The 15,119-nt window shown below is 73.2% G+C and carries 15 protein-coding genes; 7 read left to right on the top strand and 8 right to left on the bottom strand.

Going from position 1 to position 15,119, the window contains the following annotated elements:
• Positions 1 to 29: 29 nt before the first annotated feature.
• Positions 30 to 1,775, bottom strand: coding sequence for a proline--tRNA ligase (locus A6A25_RS39940; RefSeq protein ID WP_073899501.1), 1,746 nt, complete (start codon positions 1,773 to 1,775; stop codon positions 30 to 32).
• Positions 1,776 to 1,901: 126 nt separating this feature from the next.
• On the opposite strand from A6A25_RS39940, the gene A6A25_RS39935 reads away from it, so the two are divergent.
• Positions 1,902 to 2,252, top strand: a complete 351-nt coding sequence (locus A6A25_RS39935; protein ID WP_073899499.1) for a VOC family protein — start codon at positions 1,902 to 1,904, stop codon at positions 2,250 to 2,252.
• Positions 2,253 to 2,504: 252 nt separating this feature from the next.
• Positions 2,505 to 3,242 carry a peroxide stress protein YaaA gene (gene yaaA, locus A6A25_RS39930; protein WP_073899837.1) on the top strand — a complete coding sequence of 246 codons (738 nt, stop codon included), beginning with the start codon at positions 2,505 to 2,507 and terminating at the stop codon, positions 3,240 to 3,242.
• Positions 3,243 to 3,255: 13 nt separating this feature from the next.
• Here the strand turns inward: yaaA and A6A25_RS39925 are convergent, their stop codons facing one another.
• Positions 3,256 to 3,498 (bottom strand): hypothetical protein, encoded by a 243-nt coding sequence (locus A6A25_RS39925; RefSeq protein ID WP_073899497.1) that lies wholly within the window; start codon positions 3,496 to 3,498, stop codon positions 3,256 to 3,258.
• Positions 3,499 to 3,584: 86 nt separating this feature from the next.
• On the opposite strand from A6A25_RS39925, the gene A6A25_RS39920 reads away from it, so the two are divergent.
• The 4 genes from A6A25_RS39920 to A6A25_RS39905 all read left to right on the top strand — a co-directional run bounded on the left by A6A25_RS39920 (position 3,585) and on the right by A6A25_RS39905 (position 8,211).
• A complete protein-coding gene (locus A6A25_RS39920) occupies positions 3,585 to 4,535 on the top strand; it encodes a GlxA family transcriptional regulator (protein WP_073899495.1) in 951 nt (316 codons plus the stop codon).
• A 66-nt stretch (positions 4,536 to 4,601) separates the two neighbouring features.
• On the top strand, positions 4,602 to 5,114 hold the full coding sequence (locus A6A25_RS39915; protein ID WP_073899493.1) for a hypothetical protein: 513 nt from the start codon (positions 4,602 to 4,604) through the stop codon (positions 5,112 to 5,114).
• Between the two features lie 224 nt (positions 5,115 to 5,338).
• Positions 5,339 to 6,316 (top strand): serine protein kinase RIO, encoded by a 978-nt coding sequence (locus tag A6A25_RS39910; RefSeq protein WP_073899491.1) that lies wholly within the window; start codon positions 5,339 to 5,341, stop codon positions 6,314 to 6,316.
• Positions 6,317 to 6,735: 419 nt separating this feature from the next.
• A complete protein-coding gene (locus A6A25_RS39905) occupies positions 6,736 to 8,211 on the top strand; it encodes a DEAD/DEAH box helicase (RefSeq protein WP_083669059.1) in 1,476 nt (491 codons plus the stop codon).
• Positions 8,212 to 8,645: 434 nt separating this feature from the next.
• Here A6A25_RS39905 and A6A25_RS39900 read toward each other — a convergent pair whose 3' ends face one another.
• Positions 8,646 to 9,530, bottom strand: coding sequence for an ArsR/SmtB family transcription factor (locus tag A6A25_RS39900; RefSeq protein ID WP_083669058.1), 885 nt, complete (start codon positions 9,528 to 9,530; stop codon positions 8,646 to 8,648).
• Between the two features lie 88 nt (positions 9,531 to 9,618).
• Here A6A25_RS39900 and A6A25_RS39895 point away from each other — a divergent pair, with 88 nt between their 5' ends.
• Positions 9,619 to 10,560, top strand: coding sequence for a hypothetical protein (locus A6A25_RS39895; protein ID WP_073899487.1), 942 nt, complete (start codon positions 9,619 to 9,621; stop codon positions 10,558 to 10,560).
• Here A6A25_RS39895 and cobA read toward each other — a convergent pair.
• From cobA to A6A25_RS39870, 5 genes are all read right to left on the bottom strand, one after another.
• Positions 10,505 to 11,722: a uroporphyrinogen-III C-methyltransferase gene (cobA, locus tag A6A25_RS39890; RefSeq protein WP_073899485.1), complete on the bottom strand. Its 1,218-nt coding sequence runs from the start codon at positions 11,720 to 11,722 to the stop codon at positions 10,505 to 10,507. The two genes, A6A25_RS39895 and cobA, sit on opposite strands and share 56 nt — an antisense overlap.
• 59 nt (positions 11,723 to 11,781) lie before the next feature.
• On the bottom strand, positions 11,782 to 12,030 hold the full coding sequence (locus A6A25_RS39885; protein ID WP_143193721.1) for a hypothetical protein: 249 nt from the start codon (positions 12,028 to 12,030) through the stop codon (positions 11,782 to 11,784).
• Positions 12,031 to 12,119: 89 nt separating this feature from the next.
• Positions 12,120 to 12,911, bottom strand: coding sequence for a S1 family peptidase (locus A6A25_RS39880; protein WP_073899481.1), 792 nt, complete (start codon positions 12,909 to 12,911; stop codon positions 12,120 to 12,122).
• Positions 12,912 to 13,014: 103 nt separating this feature from the next.
• Complete coding sequence (locus A6A25_RS39875; protein WP_073899479.1) at positions 13,015 to 14,280, bottom strand: cobalamin biosynthesis protein; 1,266 nt, start codon at positions 14,278 to 14,280, stop codon at positions 13,015 to 13,017.
• The gene (locus A6A25_RS39870) at positions 14,277 to 15,119 is read right to left on the bottom strand and encodes a bifunctional cobalt-precorrin-7 (C(5))-methyltransferase/cobalt-precorrin-6B (C(15))-methyltransferase (protein ID WP_073899477.1); all 843 of its coding nucleotides are present in this window, start codon (positions 15,117 to 15,119) and stop codon (positions 14,277 to 14,279) included. The genes A6A25_RS39875 and A6A25_RS39870 overlap by 4 nt, the downstream gene beginning before the upstream one ends.

The following is a 15,119-nucleotide window of genomic DNA, read 5'->3' as shown; positions in this document are numbered from 1 at the left end:
CGGGCACGCGCGTGCCCGCCCGGAGCGGCTCAGCCCTTGACGACGTTCAGCAGGTGCTGGACGGCGTTGTCGAGCGGCACCTCTTCGCGCTCGCCCGTGCGGCGGTCCTTGACCTCGACCAGGCCGTTCGCCAGGCCGCGGCCCACCACCAGGATCGTCGGCACGCCGATCAGCTCGGCGTCGGCGAACTTCACGCCCGGGCTCGCCTTGCGGTCGTCCAGCAGCACCTTCAGGCCCGCTGCGGACAGCTCGCCCGCGAGCTTCTCGCCGCCCGCGAGCAGCGTCTCGTCCTTGCCCGCCACGACCACGTGCACGTCGGCGGGCGCCACGTTGCGCGGCCAGATCAGGCCGCGGTCGTCGTGGCTCTGCTCGGCGATCACGGCGACCAGGCGGGACACGCCGATGCCGTAGGAGCCCATGGTGATCCGGATCGGCTTGCCGTCCGGGCCGAGCGCGTCCAGCGAGAACGCGTCCGCGTACTTGCGGCCCAGCTGGAAGATGTGCCCGATCTCGATGCCACGCGCCGAGACCAGCACGCCCTTGCCGTCGGGCGACGCGTCGCCCTCGCGGACCTCGGCCACGTCGATCGTGCCGTCGGGGGTGAAGTCGCGGCCGCAGACCAGGTCCACCACGTGGTGGTCGGCCTTGTCCGCGCCGGTGACCCACGCCGTGCCGCGCACCACGCGCGGGTCGACCAGGTACTCGACCCCGTTCGCCTGCAGCGCCGCCGGGCCGATGTAGCCCTTGACCAGGAAGGAGTTGCGGGCGAAGTCCGCGTCCTCCAGCATGGCCACCTCGGCGGGCTCCAACGCCGCTTCGAGGCGCTTGACGTCGACCTCGCGGTCACCGGGCAGGCCGATGGCCAGCAGCGTCCAGTCCTCCTCGCCGGGCTTCTTGATCTTCACCAGGACGTTCTTCAGGGTGTCCGCGGCGGTGAAGGTGCGGTCGGTGTTGGCGTTGAGGAAGTCCACCAACGTCTTGATGGTCGGCGTGTTCGGCGTGTGGTGGACCTGCGCCTCGGGCTTCGTCGCCGGGTCCTGCTCGGCGGGCGCGGGCGTGACCACGGCCTCCACGTTCGCCGCGTAGCCGGACTCCGTGCTGCGGACGAACGTGTCCTCGCCGGTCTCGGCGACGGCCAGGAACTCCTCCGACGCCGAACCGCCCATCGCGCCGGACGTGGCGGAGACGATCACGTACTCCAGGCCGAGCCGGTCGAAGATGCGGATGTAGGCCTCGCGGTGCTGCCGGTAGGACTGCGCCAGGCCCTCGTCGGCGAGGTCGAAGGAGTAGGAGTCCTTCATCAGGAACTCGCGGCCGCGCAGGATGCCCGCGCGGGGACGCGCCTCGTCGCGGTACTTGGTCTGGATCTGGTAGAGCGTGACCGGGTAGTCCTTGTACGAGGAGTACTCGCCCTTCACGGTGAGCGCGAACAGCTCCTCGTGGGTGGGGCCGAGCAGGTAGTCGGCGCCCTTGCGGTCCTTGAGGCGGAAGAGGTTGGGGCCGTACTCGGTCCACCGGTTCGTCGCCTCGTAGGGCTCCTTCGGCAGCAGCGCGGGGAACTGGATCTCCTGCGCGCCGAAGGCGTCCATCTCCTCGCGCACGACCTGCTCGATGTTGCGCAGCACCCGCAGCCCCAGCGGCAGCCACGAGTAACCGCCCGGCGCGACGCGGCGCACGTAGCCGGCGCGGACCAGCAGCTTGTGGCTGGGTACTTCGGCGTCGGCCGGGTCCTCGCGCAGGGTGCGCAGGAACAGCGACGACATCCTCGTGATCACGGTGGGCGCTCCTCGTGGGCGGGTTGTCCGGGAAAGGGTAGTGAACCGGGTCTGATCAGTTCCAACGGGTTCCCGGTCGACGCGCGGGGCCGGAATTGTCGGTGGTCGGGTCTAGCGTGCCCGGCCATGACCATCGGCATCGACATGATCACCATCGACACGGCGGACCCGCGGCGGCTCGCGGACTTCTGGACCAAGGCGCTCGGCACGTCGATCCAGCACGACTGGGGCGAGTTCCTCATCCTCGCCCCGACGGGCGAGGGCGCGCCGCCACTGGCGTTGCAGCGCGTGGACGACCCGACACCGGGCAAGAACCGGGTGCACTTCGACTCCCACGTGGACGACCGCGCGGCTGAGGTGGCACGGCTGGTGGAGCTGGGCGCGACCGAGGTCGCCGAGCACACCGTGCCGGGCCTGACCTGGACCGTGCTGGCGGATCCGGACGGCAACCAGTTCTGCGTGGGCCAGTCGAGCTGAGCCGGGGACCGGGCTCGGTCGGGCTGGGCTGAGCCGGGGGCCGGGGGCCGGGCCGGGGCGGGCCGGATCCGGGGGGACCGGTCGGGCCGGGTGCCGGCAGGGCTGGCGGGGGGCATGGCTGGGCCGGGCTCAGCGGCGGCCGGGGTGGACGGTGGCCGGGCTCAGCGGTGGCCGGGGGCGGGGCTGGGCTGTGTTCGGTTGAGGCGGGCGCCGGAGGGGAGCGGTCGGGGTGGGCGCATAGGCTTGGCCGTCGTGTTGGTACTGCTGCCCCCGTCGGAGACCAAGGCCCTCGGTGGGTCCGGTGCGCCGCTCGACCTCGACCTGCTCTCGCACCCGGAACTCACGCCGGTGCGCGGCAAGCTGGTCGACGCCCTGGTCGACCTCGCCGCCGACGTGCCCGCGAGCCTGGCCGTGCTCGGGTTGTCCGAACGCCAGGCCGGCGAGGTGGGGCGCAACGCCGAGCTGCGCCGCTCCCCCACGCTGCCCGCGCTGGCCCGCTACACGGGGGTGCTGTACGACGCGCTGGCACTGGAGGAGTTGACCAAGACCGAGAAGTCACGGGCCTTCGCCCGCCTCTCGGTGGCCTCGGCGCTGTTCGGCGTCGTCGGCGGCGGCGATCCGATCCCGGCCTACCGGTTGTCCGGCGGCAGCGTGCTGCCGTCCGTCGGGCCGCTCGGCGGGCTGTGGCGGCCCGCGCTGGAACCGGTGCTGGCGGCGGCCGACGAGTTCGTGGTCGACCTGCGGTCCAGTCCGTACACCTCGCTGGCCCGCGTCCCCGGCGCCGCCGTGGTCCGCGTGGTCACCGAGGACGGCAAGGGGCGCCGCAACGCGGTGAGCCACTTCAACAAGGCGCACAAGGGCCGGCTCGCGCAGGCGATCGTCAAGTCGCGGTCCGAGCCCACCGACCTCAAGGGGCTGATCAGGGTTGCGGTCCGGGCCGGGCTCCGGGTCGAGCCGACCGGCGCGCGGACCGCCGACCTGATCGTCTGACGGTCCGCGCGCCTCACGCCGAACGGACCGGGTGGACCGGGCGCACGGGCACGGCCCGCCGGCGCTGGTCGGCGCGGTTCGGGGTCGAGTGCGCGGCGGTGGCTCGCAGGTCGGCCAGCACGCGCGGCGCGTCGCGGTCCCCGGCTTGAGCACTGCCCGCCAGCCGGGAGCCCAGGTGGAGTTGTCGCTGGTGGTTGCGCTCCAGGCCGTAGACCACGAGGGCGACGACCGCCAGGGCGATGAGGATCGAAGTCATGGCACTAACTGTGCGATGCGCAAGAATCCGCCACAATTGGCAGTCTTGCCGTTGTGCGTCAAGATCCTGCCAAGTAGTGTGATGGCATGCTGCGCACCGTTGCCGCCGTCGTCATGGACGGCGTGGCACCGTTCGAGTTCGGCGTGGTCTGCGAGGTCTTCGGCGTCGACCGCACCGACGACGGCGTGCCACCGATCGACTTCCGGGTCTGCGCCGAGCGCCCCGGCAAGCCGCTGCGCACCAGCATCGGCGTCTCCCTGATCCCCGAGCACGGCCTCGACGCGCTGGTCGACGCCGACCTGGTCGCGGTGGCCGCCGTGACGACCCGTCAGGGGTACCCGCCCCAACTGCTCGAAGCCGTCCGCGAAGCCCACCGACGGGGCAGCACGCTGCTGTCGGTGTGCACGGGCGCGTTCGTGCTCGGCGCGGCGGGCCTGCTGGAGGGCCGCCGCTGCACCACCCACTGGCACCACGCCGCCGCGCTCGCCGAGCGCTTCCCCGACGCCAAGGTCGACCCGGACGTGCTGTTCGTGGACGACGGCGACATCGTGACCAGCGCGGGCACGGCCGCGGGCATCGACGCGTGCCTGCACGTGGTCCGTCGCGAGTTCGGTGCGGCCGTCACGGCGACCATCGCGCGCCGCATGGTCGTCGCACCTCAACGCGAGGGCGGCCAGCGCCAGTTCGTCGCGCTGCCCACGCCACCGAACCAGGCCGACAGCCTCCAGCCGCTGCTGGCGTGGCTGCAGGACCGGCTCGACGCCGAGCACACCGTCACGAGCCTGGCCGAGCGCGCGAACATGTCGGAGCGCACGTTCGCCCGCCGCTTCGCCGCCGAGACCGGCACGACGCCGCACCGCTGGCTGACCACCCAACGGGTCCTGCGCGCCCGCCAGCTCCTGGAGGAGACGCAGCTCACCGTGGAGGACGTGGCGCACCGCAGCGGCTTCGGCACGGCCGCGTTGCTGCGTCACCACTTCACCGCCGTGGTGGGTGTGCCCCCAAAGGATTACCGACGGTCGTTTTCACACCGCTGACCGCCATTTGCGTGACGGAACGTCGGGATTTGTCACCTCACGTGAGGGTGATGACAGAATGCGCGGGTGACCACCGACACACCCGACGACGCCTCCGGCAGGACGCTCCCGGCACCGGTCACCCCCGCCCAGTTGCGGGGGGTCACCGAGGACCTGCGGACCGACGCGCTCGACGCGCCGGAGACCTTGAAGCGGGTGTGGTCCGGGCTGTGCCTGGCCCGGCTGCTCGGCCTGCGCCTGGCCCTGGCCGACGGGACGTGGCGGCAGCGGCAGATCAACGCGGAGTCGCTGGAGCACCAGCTCGCGCACGACCTCGGCACGTCGGCGACGTTCGCGGACACCGCGCTCACCCTGCCGGGCACCACGACGCCGACCCCTCTCCGGCCGGACGAGGTGGACGACGCCGTGGCCGCGTTGGTGGACTTCAGCGGCACGGCCCGGGAGCGGATGCTGGCCGTCGCGCCGCGCGCCTCGCAGTGGCACGACGAACGCGTGCTGCGGCACGACTCGCTGGTGATCCGCCAGCTGGCGGCGGCCTGGCTGGGCGAACGCGCCGGCTACCGCGTGGAGACGCGATAAATCGGTTGCGCCCGCGCGGCACGGCCGGGCAGCCTGTGCCCGTACGCGAAGAGCGCCGGTGGTGGCAGACCACGGCGGAGTCGAGGAGGTGCCAGATGGCGACAGCTGTCCGGGACGTGGCACCGACCCGTCCGCTCGCCCCGCTCGCCTGACGCGAACCCGCGCGAAGGACCACACCGCGCCGGGTGGGGGCGATCACTCCCACTTCACCTGGAGCTCATCCAGTGCGCGAGCACGATCAGTACACCGATTTCGAGGCCGAGTTCGACCACGCCGACGACCTCAAGTGGCGTGCCAAGAAAGCGAAGAAGGCCTCCGCCCGCACCGAGGGCGACGTCGAGCCGGGCCGTCGCGGCCGGCTCACCGAAGAGGCCAAGGACCGCCTCGCCCAAATGCGGGAGGACGCCGTCGCGGCGGACGTCCCGGAGGACGGCGACCGCTGGTCCACCTGGGGCGACGCCGACCAGGGGCCGAAACCGCACCCGGAGTGGCTGGTCACGGACCTGTCCGCGGTGGACCGCGAGCTGGGGATCGTGAAGACCGGCAAGGAGGCGGACGTCTTCCTGCTGGAACGCGCGTTGCCCGGCACCGACCGGTCGTGCCTGCTGGCCGCGAAGCGGTACCGCAGCAACGACCACCGGCTGTTCCACCGGGACGCGGGCTACCTCGAAGGCCGTCGCATGCGGCGGTCCCGGGAGATGCGCGCGATGGCGAACCGCAGCGCGTTCGGCCGCAACCTCATCGCCGAGCGGTGGGCCGTGGCCGAGTTCGCCGCGCTGGCGACGCTGTGGCAGTCGGGCGCACCCGTGCCCTACCCGGTGCAGCGCGACGGCACCGAACTGCTGCTGGAGTTCGTCGGCACGGACGGCGCGGCGGCGCCGAGGCTGGCGCAGCTGCGGCCGGAGCCGGACGAGCTGCTCGACCTGTGGCGGCAGCTGGTGGACGCGCTGGGCGTGATGGCGTCCGCGGGGATGGCCCACGGGGACCTGTCCGCGTTCAACCTGATGGTGCACGACGGTCGGCTGGTCGTGATCGACCTGCCGCAGGTGGTGGACCTGGTGGCGAACCCGCGCGGGCCGGAGTTCCTGGAACGGGACGTGCGCAACGTGGCCGGCTGGTTCACCGCGCGCGGCCTCGCGCCGGAGCTGGCGGAGCCGCACGGCGTCACCGAGATGCTGCTGGACCTGGCCGGTCTGCGCTGAGGTCGCGGTGACCACTTCGGGGTCGCACACCCGAAGTGGTCACCGCGCGGATCCGCGGTTGCTCCGTTCAGTTGGTGCGCATCGCGTCGGATTGCGGGCGTGAGGTGCACGCCTATGCCCTGTGACGTGCACTTTTGAGGATTCTCACGAGCACCGGGAACGTGCGCGGGATCGCCGCGTTCACCACCCGTGTGCGCGAGAACACCGCCGGGATGACGAACTCCGGCGCGTGATCAGCTAGACTGAGTGGTGCACCGCCCGGTGGCGCCACAGAGCGCCCCAGGCCGCCAGAGTGGCCGGTGGTGCTTCCCAACCACTATCGGCGCGATCCGCGCGCCGGGCCCGTCCCCGCGATCGCGCCTGCTCAAGCAGAGCAATCCTCGAGACGTGCCGTGTCCCGGAGGTTTGTTTTGCCGACAATGTCCCAAGGCCGTTCCGAGCGCCCCCAGTTCCGCAAGCCCCGCAGCAACCGGCGCCCAGGCCAGGGCAACCGTCGTCCCGCTCCCACCGCGGAGCTGACGACCACCATCCCCGAACACGTCGAGAGCACGATGCCCGAGGGCCCGCTGCCCTCGTTCGCCGAGCTGGGCCTGTCCGACGAGCTGCTCCGCGCGCTCGAGCAGGCGGGCATCACCGAGCCGTTCCCCATCCAGGCCGCCACGCTGCCGGACGCCATGGCGGGTCGTGACATCCTCGGTCGCGGTCAGACCGGCTCCGGCAAGACGCTGGCGTTCGGCCTTGCGCTGCTGTCCCGCCTGACCGGTGGTCGGGCCAAGCCGCTCAAGCCGCGCGCGCTCGTGCTCGTGCCGACCCGTGAGCTGGCGATGCAGGTCGAGGAAGCCCTCAGCCCGTTCGCCCGCGCGCTGGGCCTGTGGTGCCGCACGGTCGTCGGCGGCACGTCGTTCCCGCGTCAGGTCGACGCGCTGCGCCGTGGTGTCGACCTGCTGATCGCCACCCCCGGCCGGCTGTCCGACCACGTGCGGCAGGGCACGGCCGACCTGTCCGAGGTCATGTTCACCGCGTTGGACGAGGCCGACCAGATGGCGGACATGGGCTTCATGCCGCAGGTCCGGGCGATCCTCGACCTGACGCCGCAGAACGGCCAGCGGTTGCTGTTCTCCGCCACGCTCGACGGCGACGTGGACAAGCTCGTCCGCCAGTACCTGCACGACCCGGTGGTCCACTCGGTCTCGCCGCCCACGGGCAGCGTCACCACGATGGAGCACCACCTGCTGTTCGTGTCCGCCGAGGACAAGCAGAACGTGGTCACCGAGGTCGCCGCGCGCGAGGGTCGCACGATCATGTTCGTGCGCACCAAGCACCACGTGGACCGGTTGGCCAAGAAGCTGCGGTCGATGGGCGTGCACGCCGGTGCGCTGCACGGCGGGAAGGCGCAGAGTGCGCGCACGCGTGTGCTGGGCCAGTTCCGCGAGGGCACCATGCCGGTGCTGATCGCCACCGACGTGGCGGCGCGCGGCATCCACGTGGACGACGTGAGCCTCGTGGTCCACGTCGACCCGCCCGCCGACCCGAAGGACTACCTGCACCGTGCCGGTCGCACGGCGCGGGCCGGCCAGTCGGGCACGGTCGTCACGCTGGTCACGCACGACCAGCGGCGGGCCGTGCAGGGCCTGACGTCGCGGGCGGGCATCCGTCCGACGTCGACCAAGGTCCGTCCGGGTGACGAGGAGCTGGTCCGCATCACGGGTGCCCGCGTGCCGAGCGGGGTTCCGGTCGTGGAGCCGGAGGTCCCGGTGCGCGCCCGTCGTGGTGGCGGCGGTGGCCCTCGCCGCAACGGCGGCGGCAGCGGTGGCGGCTTCGGCGGCTTCCGCGGCGGCCGTTCCGACCGGGACCGCGGCGGCTCGGGCCGTCCCCGCCGGGTGGCGCAGCACTAGTCCACAGCCGACCGCCGCACCGGCCTCTGACACCCGAAATTGTCAGACCCTTGTGGCAACATAAAAGCAGGGGTCCCCTTTGCCGGGGACCTCTGCTTCGGCGTTTTCCGCCGGCCTTCGCTCCGACCGCGCGTCGTGCACGGTGGCCCAGGTAGGCGTTGGTACCCCAGGTCAGGCGCGCTGCGGTCGACGGCACCCCTTCAGTCCTCTGTGGACCTGGCCGCCTCCGTCCGCGGGTCGCCGCAGCGGGCGCTCACCGAGTGGGCGGAATCCGCGGGCGGCCGCGTGTTCCGCCCCTCGGGCCGCCCGGCTCGAAGCCTCTCGCGGTGCGGCGAGGCCGCTGAGAACCCGCAGGCGCCGTCACCTCCGTGCGCCGCCGGGACCGGTGAGCGCGGGAGTCGCCGGAATCGCTCGGCGAGCGTCCCGCACCGGAACTAGCTCAACAGCGCGTCGGCACGGGTGGTGCGCATGTGCAGCACGTGCCGACCTTCACGGCGGGTCGTCACCAGGCGTGCGGCCCGCAGCACGCCGAGGTGCTGGGACACCGCACCCGCCGTGACGCCGAGCGCCGCGGCCAGGTCCGCCGTGCTCTTCGGCGCTTCGAGCAACGTGAGCAGGTGGGCGCGGGTGCGGCCGATCAGGGCGGCCAGGTCGTGCGGTGTCCCCCGGTCCTCCCACAGGGTGCCGATGCCGCGGGCCGGGTAGCGGAGCACGCCCTGGCCGACCGGGTCGATCGCGATCCACGCCTTCGGCCAGCAGAACACGCTCGGGGACAGCACGAGACCGTGCTCGGCCAGGTCGACCCGGTGCTCGGGCTTGCGGTGCAGGACCAGTTCGCCGTCGGCCCACGTGACCTCGGGGTGCAGGTCGGGGAACACCGCCTCGACGCCCTTGTCGGCCAGGGTCGCGGCCCGCGCCGCGATGTCGGCCTCCAGCACCGCGGTGATCCGCTTCCAGTGCGGCGCGATGAGCCGGTCGTGGCAACGCCGGATGACGTCGGCCTCGGGTCGCGCGACCTGCCGCAGTTCGGCGTCCAGGTCGGGCATCCGCACGTTCGGTACGGGCATCAGGTCGGCCGGTTTCGCGGGACCCTCCAGCTTGGCCAGCAACGTGTCCACCCCGTCGATGCCGTCGAGCCGCTCCCGCGCCCACCGCACCCACGGCAGGTGCACGGCGTGCGCGCCCGGCGTGCGCAGCCCGTCGACCGCCATCACGGTCTCGAACACCGGTGAGTAGGCGAACCGCACCTTGGCCAGCCCCACCCCGGCGAGCCGCACCCACACCGCCACGACGTCCCCGTTCCACCCGACCGCGGCCATTGTCCCACCTGGACGGTGGCCAGCCCTACCTCGCACGGCATGGCCAGCACCAGTGATCTTGGGCGCGCGCCGGTCGAGGCTGGTGCCCATGACGAAGACGTGGCACCGGCCCACCCTGTGGTTGGCCGTGGTGATGGCGGTGGGCGCGCTGGGGTGCGCGGTGGCGATGCTGCTCGACGGGCGGGTGCTGCAAGGCGTGCCGCTGTGGGCGAAGCCGTTCAAGTTCTCGGTGTCGCTGGCGGTCTACTCCGCCGGCCTGTCGTGGATGCTCTCCGTGCCGCACCGGGGACGGCGGTGGACGTCCGGGCTCGCCACGTTCGCCACGGTGGTCATCTTCGTCGAGGTCGGGCTGATCGCCATCCAGTCCGCGCGGGGCATGTTCACCCACTTCAACTCGTCCGACGACCCGCTGAACCAGTTCGTCCAGGTCAGCTTCGGCACCGCGATCCCGGCGATGTTCCTGGCCAATGTGGCGCTGGCGCTGGTGCTGTCGTTCCAGCGCTTCGGCCGGCCGGACGTGCGCTGGGCCGTGCGGACCGGGCTGTACCTGGCGGTCCTGGGCATGTTCTCCGGCTACCTGATGGTCTTCAAGCGCAAGGAGTCCGTCGCGGTCGACGCGGCCGGCCGGGAGGTCGAACTGGTCGCCGGGCACAGCGTCGGCGTGCCCGACGGCGGCCCGGGCCTGCCGATCCTCGGCTGGAGCACCACCGGCGGCGACCTGCGCGTACCGCACTTCTTCGGGATGCACGGGCTGCAGGTGATGATCCTGCTGGCCCTGGGGCTGGCCGCGCTGGGCCTCGCCGAACGCGTCCGCACCCGCCTGGTCCTGGTGGGCGCCCTCGGCTACGCCGGGCTGTTCGCGCTGCTGGTCTGGCAGGCGTGGCGCGGCGAGCCGCTGGTCCACCCCGGCGGCACGACGTTGGCAGCCCTGGCCGGGCTGGTCGTGGTCGTGGCCGCCGGGGCGGTGTCGGCGCTCAGGACCGGAACGGCAGTTGCCCCGCCAACCCGGCAACCGGTCCCGCAACGATGATCGCGGGCGGGCGGATGCCGTGCTCGGCGATGTCCGCGGCCAGCGAGGCCAGCGTGGACCGCACGACCTTCTGCGTGCGGGTGCCACCCTCCTGGATGACCGACACCGGGGTGTCGCCCGGACGGCCCGCCATCAGGGCGTCCGCGAACGCCGCCGCCCGCTCCACCCCCATGAGGATCACGACCGTGCCGGACAGCCGCGCCAACGCCGACCAGTCGACCAGCGACCGCTCGTCGTCCGGCGCGACGTGGCCGGACACGACCACCACCTCGTGCGCCACGCCCCGGTGCGTCACCGGCACGTCGGCCAGCGCCGGCACGCCGAACGCGCTGGTCACGCCGGGCACGACGGTGACCGGAACGCCCGCCTCGGCGCACGCGATCAGCTCCTCGAAGCCCCGGCCGAACACGTACGGGTCACCGCCCTTGAGGCGGACCACGAACCGGCCCGCCTTGGCGTGGTCGACCAGCGTGGTGTTGATGAAGTCCTGCGTCGCCGCCCGGCCGTACGGGATCTTCGCCGCGTCCACCACCTCGACGTGCGGCGGCAGCTCGTCCAGCAGCTCGCGCGGCGCGAGGCGGTCGGCCACCACGACGTCGGCCCTGGCCAGCAGCCTGCGCCCGCGCACGGTGATCAGGTCGGGGTCGCCCGGGCCGCCGCCGACCAGCGCCACGCCCGCCGGCTGGTCGTGGTGGTCGGCGATCGAACCGTCGCGCAACGCCGACACCAGACCGTCGCGCACCCCGGCGGACCGGCGGTGCTGCCCGCCCGCGAGGACGCCGACCAGCAGGCCGTCGTGCTCGCCGACCGCCGGCGTCACGGCGGTGCCCTTCACGGCCACGTCGGCGCGCACGCAGAACACGCGGCGCTCCTCGGCGTCCGCCGTGACCCTGGCGTTCACCTCGGGCGAGGACGTGCAGGCCAGCACGTACCAGGCGCCGTCCAGGTCGCCCTCGGCGTACTCGCGGGCGTGCCACGTCGCCTCACCGCCCTCGACCAGGCCCTGGACCGCCGGGGTCACCTCGGGGGAGATCACCTCCACCCTGGCACCCGCCGCGACCAGCCTGGGCAGCCTGCGCTGGGCGACCGTGCCGCCGCCCACGACGACGACCCGCCGCCCGGTCAGGTCCAGGCCCACGAGGTAGTGCTGTTCACCGTGCATGGGTAGAAGCATCCACACCAGACATGTCCTGTCCAACCCGGGTGCTTCACATCACGGCGCTACCTCTGCTCGATCCACGCGTCCACGGCATTCGACCGGCAGCGGATCTTGGTCCGGGCCGTGCTGTTGATGATGGTGTGCCACGAACTGTCGACGGTCGTGCCGTCCACGCAGGAGGCGACCAGGCGGAACGACCCGCGGCCCTCGCACCTCCCCGAGGCCGCCTTGCCCTCGACCGACGTGATGCACGAGTGCAGGCCTTCCGCGGCGGAGGCCACGCCGGGCGCGGCGAGAAGCAGGACCAGCATCACGAGTAGTTGGCGCATGGCACCGCATCGAACACGCCGGACGTGCCCACGACCGGCAAGACACCCGGTCGTGGGCACGTCGCGGGTGGTTACAGCTGCGCCGTGATCACCGAGTAGTACGAGGCGATCCGCGCGTACACGCCCGGGTAGCCCGCGAGCGCGCAGCCCCGGCCGAACGAGGTGGCGCCGATCAGCTTGCCGCCCGCGACCAGCGGGCCGCCCGAGTCACCCTGGCAGGTGTCCACGCCACCCTGCGGGTAGCCGGCGCACACCATCGAGGTCGGGCTGTAGTTGGAGTAGGCCGAGCGGCAGGTCGAGTCCGACGTCACCGGCACGGTCGCGCCGAGCAGGTACCGCGAGGCCGAGCCGCCCGAGGACGTCGTGCCCCAGCCGTAGATCCGGGCGCTGGTGCCCGCCGCGTACAGGGCGGTGTCGGACGGGGTGGCCAGCGGCAGGTAGGTGGAGCTGATGCTGCTGCCCAGGGTCAGCACCGCGACGTCGTAGCCCGAGCTGGCGGTCCGGTAGCTGGGGTGCACCCAGATCCGGCTCACCGTGACCACGCGGCCCGCCGAGCTCAGCTTGTCGTCGCGGCCGTGCACCACGCGGGTGCTCGACGCGCTCCGGCCGCTCACGCAGTGCGCGGCCGTGACGACCTTGTTGGCCCGGACCAACGTGCCGCCGCAGAACTGGCCGCCGGAGCTGGTGGCCAGGTACACGACCCACGGGTAGGTGCTGGTGGACACGCGGGAGCCGCCGACGATGTACGGCGACACACCGGTGTCGGAGGACGTCTCGGCCGAAGCGGGAGCGGTGGTCATCAGACCGATCGCGGCCACCGTCGCGGCCAGGACGGTGAGCAGGCGACGCAGGGTTTTCGCCATGTCGATCCTTCCAGTGCAGGGACGCCCCTCGTGCGGGGCGCACCCTCCAGCTAGGACCAAGACGACGAACGCGACAACCGCCTTTCGACGGGCCGTCGGGACTTCACAGTTGACGAGTGACGCCCGTCACGCGGATGACATCCGCCCGAATCGGCCCGGCAACAACCGGTCCGGCGCCCGCCGCCACGAACGCCACCGCCGCGCCCGCCTCGGCCAGCCGCACCGCGCCGTCCGCCGCCACCCGCGTACCGGGCCGCAGCAGGTGCCGCACCTGCGCCACGCAGTCGGCGCTGCCCACCACGACCGACGCCCGCCGCAGCTCGGCCTCGGCCCGCGGCGTGCGCTCGTCCGCGTCACCGGGACCCAGCCCCACCAGCGCCAACCGGCCGCGCGGCAGCACCCGTGCGGCGGCGACCGTCACGCCCTCGCCCTTCACCTTCTCGGCGGCCATCTCCACCCGACCGCCGCCGGACAGCTCCATCGCGCCGCGCAACGCCGCCGCCTCGGCCACGCTCGGGATGCCGATGGCCAGCTCCGCCGGGTTCGGCACCGGGATCACCGCCAGCTCCTCCCCCGGGTAGGACAGCAGCGGCGCGGTAGTCGAGTCGTGCCAGAAACCCCAGTCCTCCAACGCGTCCGCGATGCCCGGCTCGGCGACCTTGCGGTCCAGCGTGGCGAACGCCCGGATGGCGCGCAGGTCCAGCCCGCGCTTCTCCGCCAGCTGCGCCAACGCCGCCGACACCGCCGACGCGGACACCCCCGTGCTCGACCCGACGCCCACGACGAGCGTGCGCGGCACGACCCGCACCACGCGGTCGTCGGCCGGTCCCTTGGGCACGCGGTCGTCCACCAGCACGGTCCACGCGGTCTCGTGGCCGGCACCGACGACGTTGTCCGGCAGCGCGGGCAGCGGGAAGCCGAGCGGGTTGGCCAGCAGCACCGGCTCGCCGAGCCGCACCGCCTCGCCGCACCCGGCCAGGTCACCTGCCACGGTGGCGTCCAGCAGCTCCACCAACTCGTCCAGCGGCGAACCCGCCGACGCCGACGTGGTCACCGCCTGCGCGCCGAGCACGTCGGCGACCCGACCGGCCAGCGCGTCCGCACCGCCCAGCAGCGCCACGGCGAACCCGCCGTCCACGCACACCACGCCCGGGTCGGACCGCTCGTCCCGCAGCAACGGCGCGACCAGCCGCACGGTCGCCTCCGTGCCGAGGAAGAACACCGCCGAACCCAGCCGGGGCCACAACGCGCGCAACGCGGGCCCGATCGGACCGTCCGGCACCACCGCGTCCGGCCCGAGGAACCCGGCCAGCTCGACCGCGGCCCGCCGCCCGCGCTCGCGCTCGCCGGCGGCGAACACCCCGATCACGCCTTCTTCACCCCCCACAGCACGGTCACCGGGTTGGTGGCCAGCAACGTGCCGCCGGTGAGCCGCGCGGCGGCCACCTGGCTGCCCTCGACGGAGTACCCGGCCTCCGACAGCGCGTCCCGCGCGGGCAGCACCCGGTCCAGGTCCGGTGTCGCCACCACGACCCGCTGCGCACCCGAGCGCGCGCTCTGCCGCACCACGTCCGCGCCACCGCCGCCGACGAACACCGCGTCCGGCCGGGGCAGCTCGCCCGCCCTGCTCAGCTCGGCCTCCACCACGCGCACGTCCACGCCGTGCGCGGAGGCGTTGGCGATGATCCGCACGCACTGCACCGGGTCGCGTTCCACCGCGACGACAGCCGCGCCGAGCCGGGCGCACTCGACGCCGATCGCGCCGGGTCCCGCGCCGACGTCCCACACCAGCACGCCGGGCCGCGGTGCCAGCCGGGCCAGCACCAGCGCCCGCACCTCGGCGACCGCGATCATGCCGTCGCGGTGGGCGAAATCGTCGTCCGGCAATGCCCAGCCCTCGCCGGCGGGCGCGAAGTTCTGCTCGGCCAGGCACAGGACCGCGCCGGCCTCGGGCCACGGCCGCGCGACCGCGTCCGCCGGGTCCACAGTGGACAGACCGGCGGCGGACTCCACCACCAGCGAGCGGCGCCACCCGGCCAGCCCGCGGGCCAGTTCCGCCGGGTCGGCACCGGAGACCACGACGGCGGGCCGGGCCCGGCACACGTTCACCGCGTGCCGCAGGCCCACCGCCCCCGCGTCCACGACGGTCACGTCGTCCCAGGAACGACCGGCTTGCGTGACGAAACGGTGCAGCGCGACGACGTCCAT

Source organism: Saccharothrix sp. CB00851, from assembly GCF_001905065.1.
Taxonomy (GTDB): Bacteria; Actinomycetota; Actinomycetes; order Mycobacteriales; family Pseudonocardiaceae; genus Actinosynnema.
Note: the sequence above shows the minus strand (reverse complement) of the source record. Positions and strands in the feature narration are given on the sequence as shown.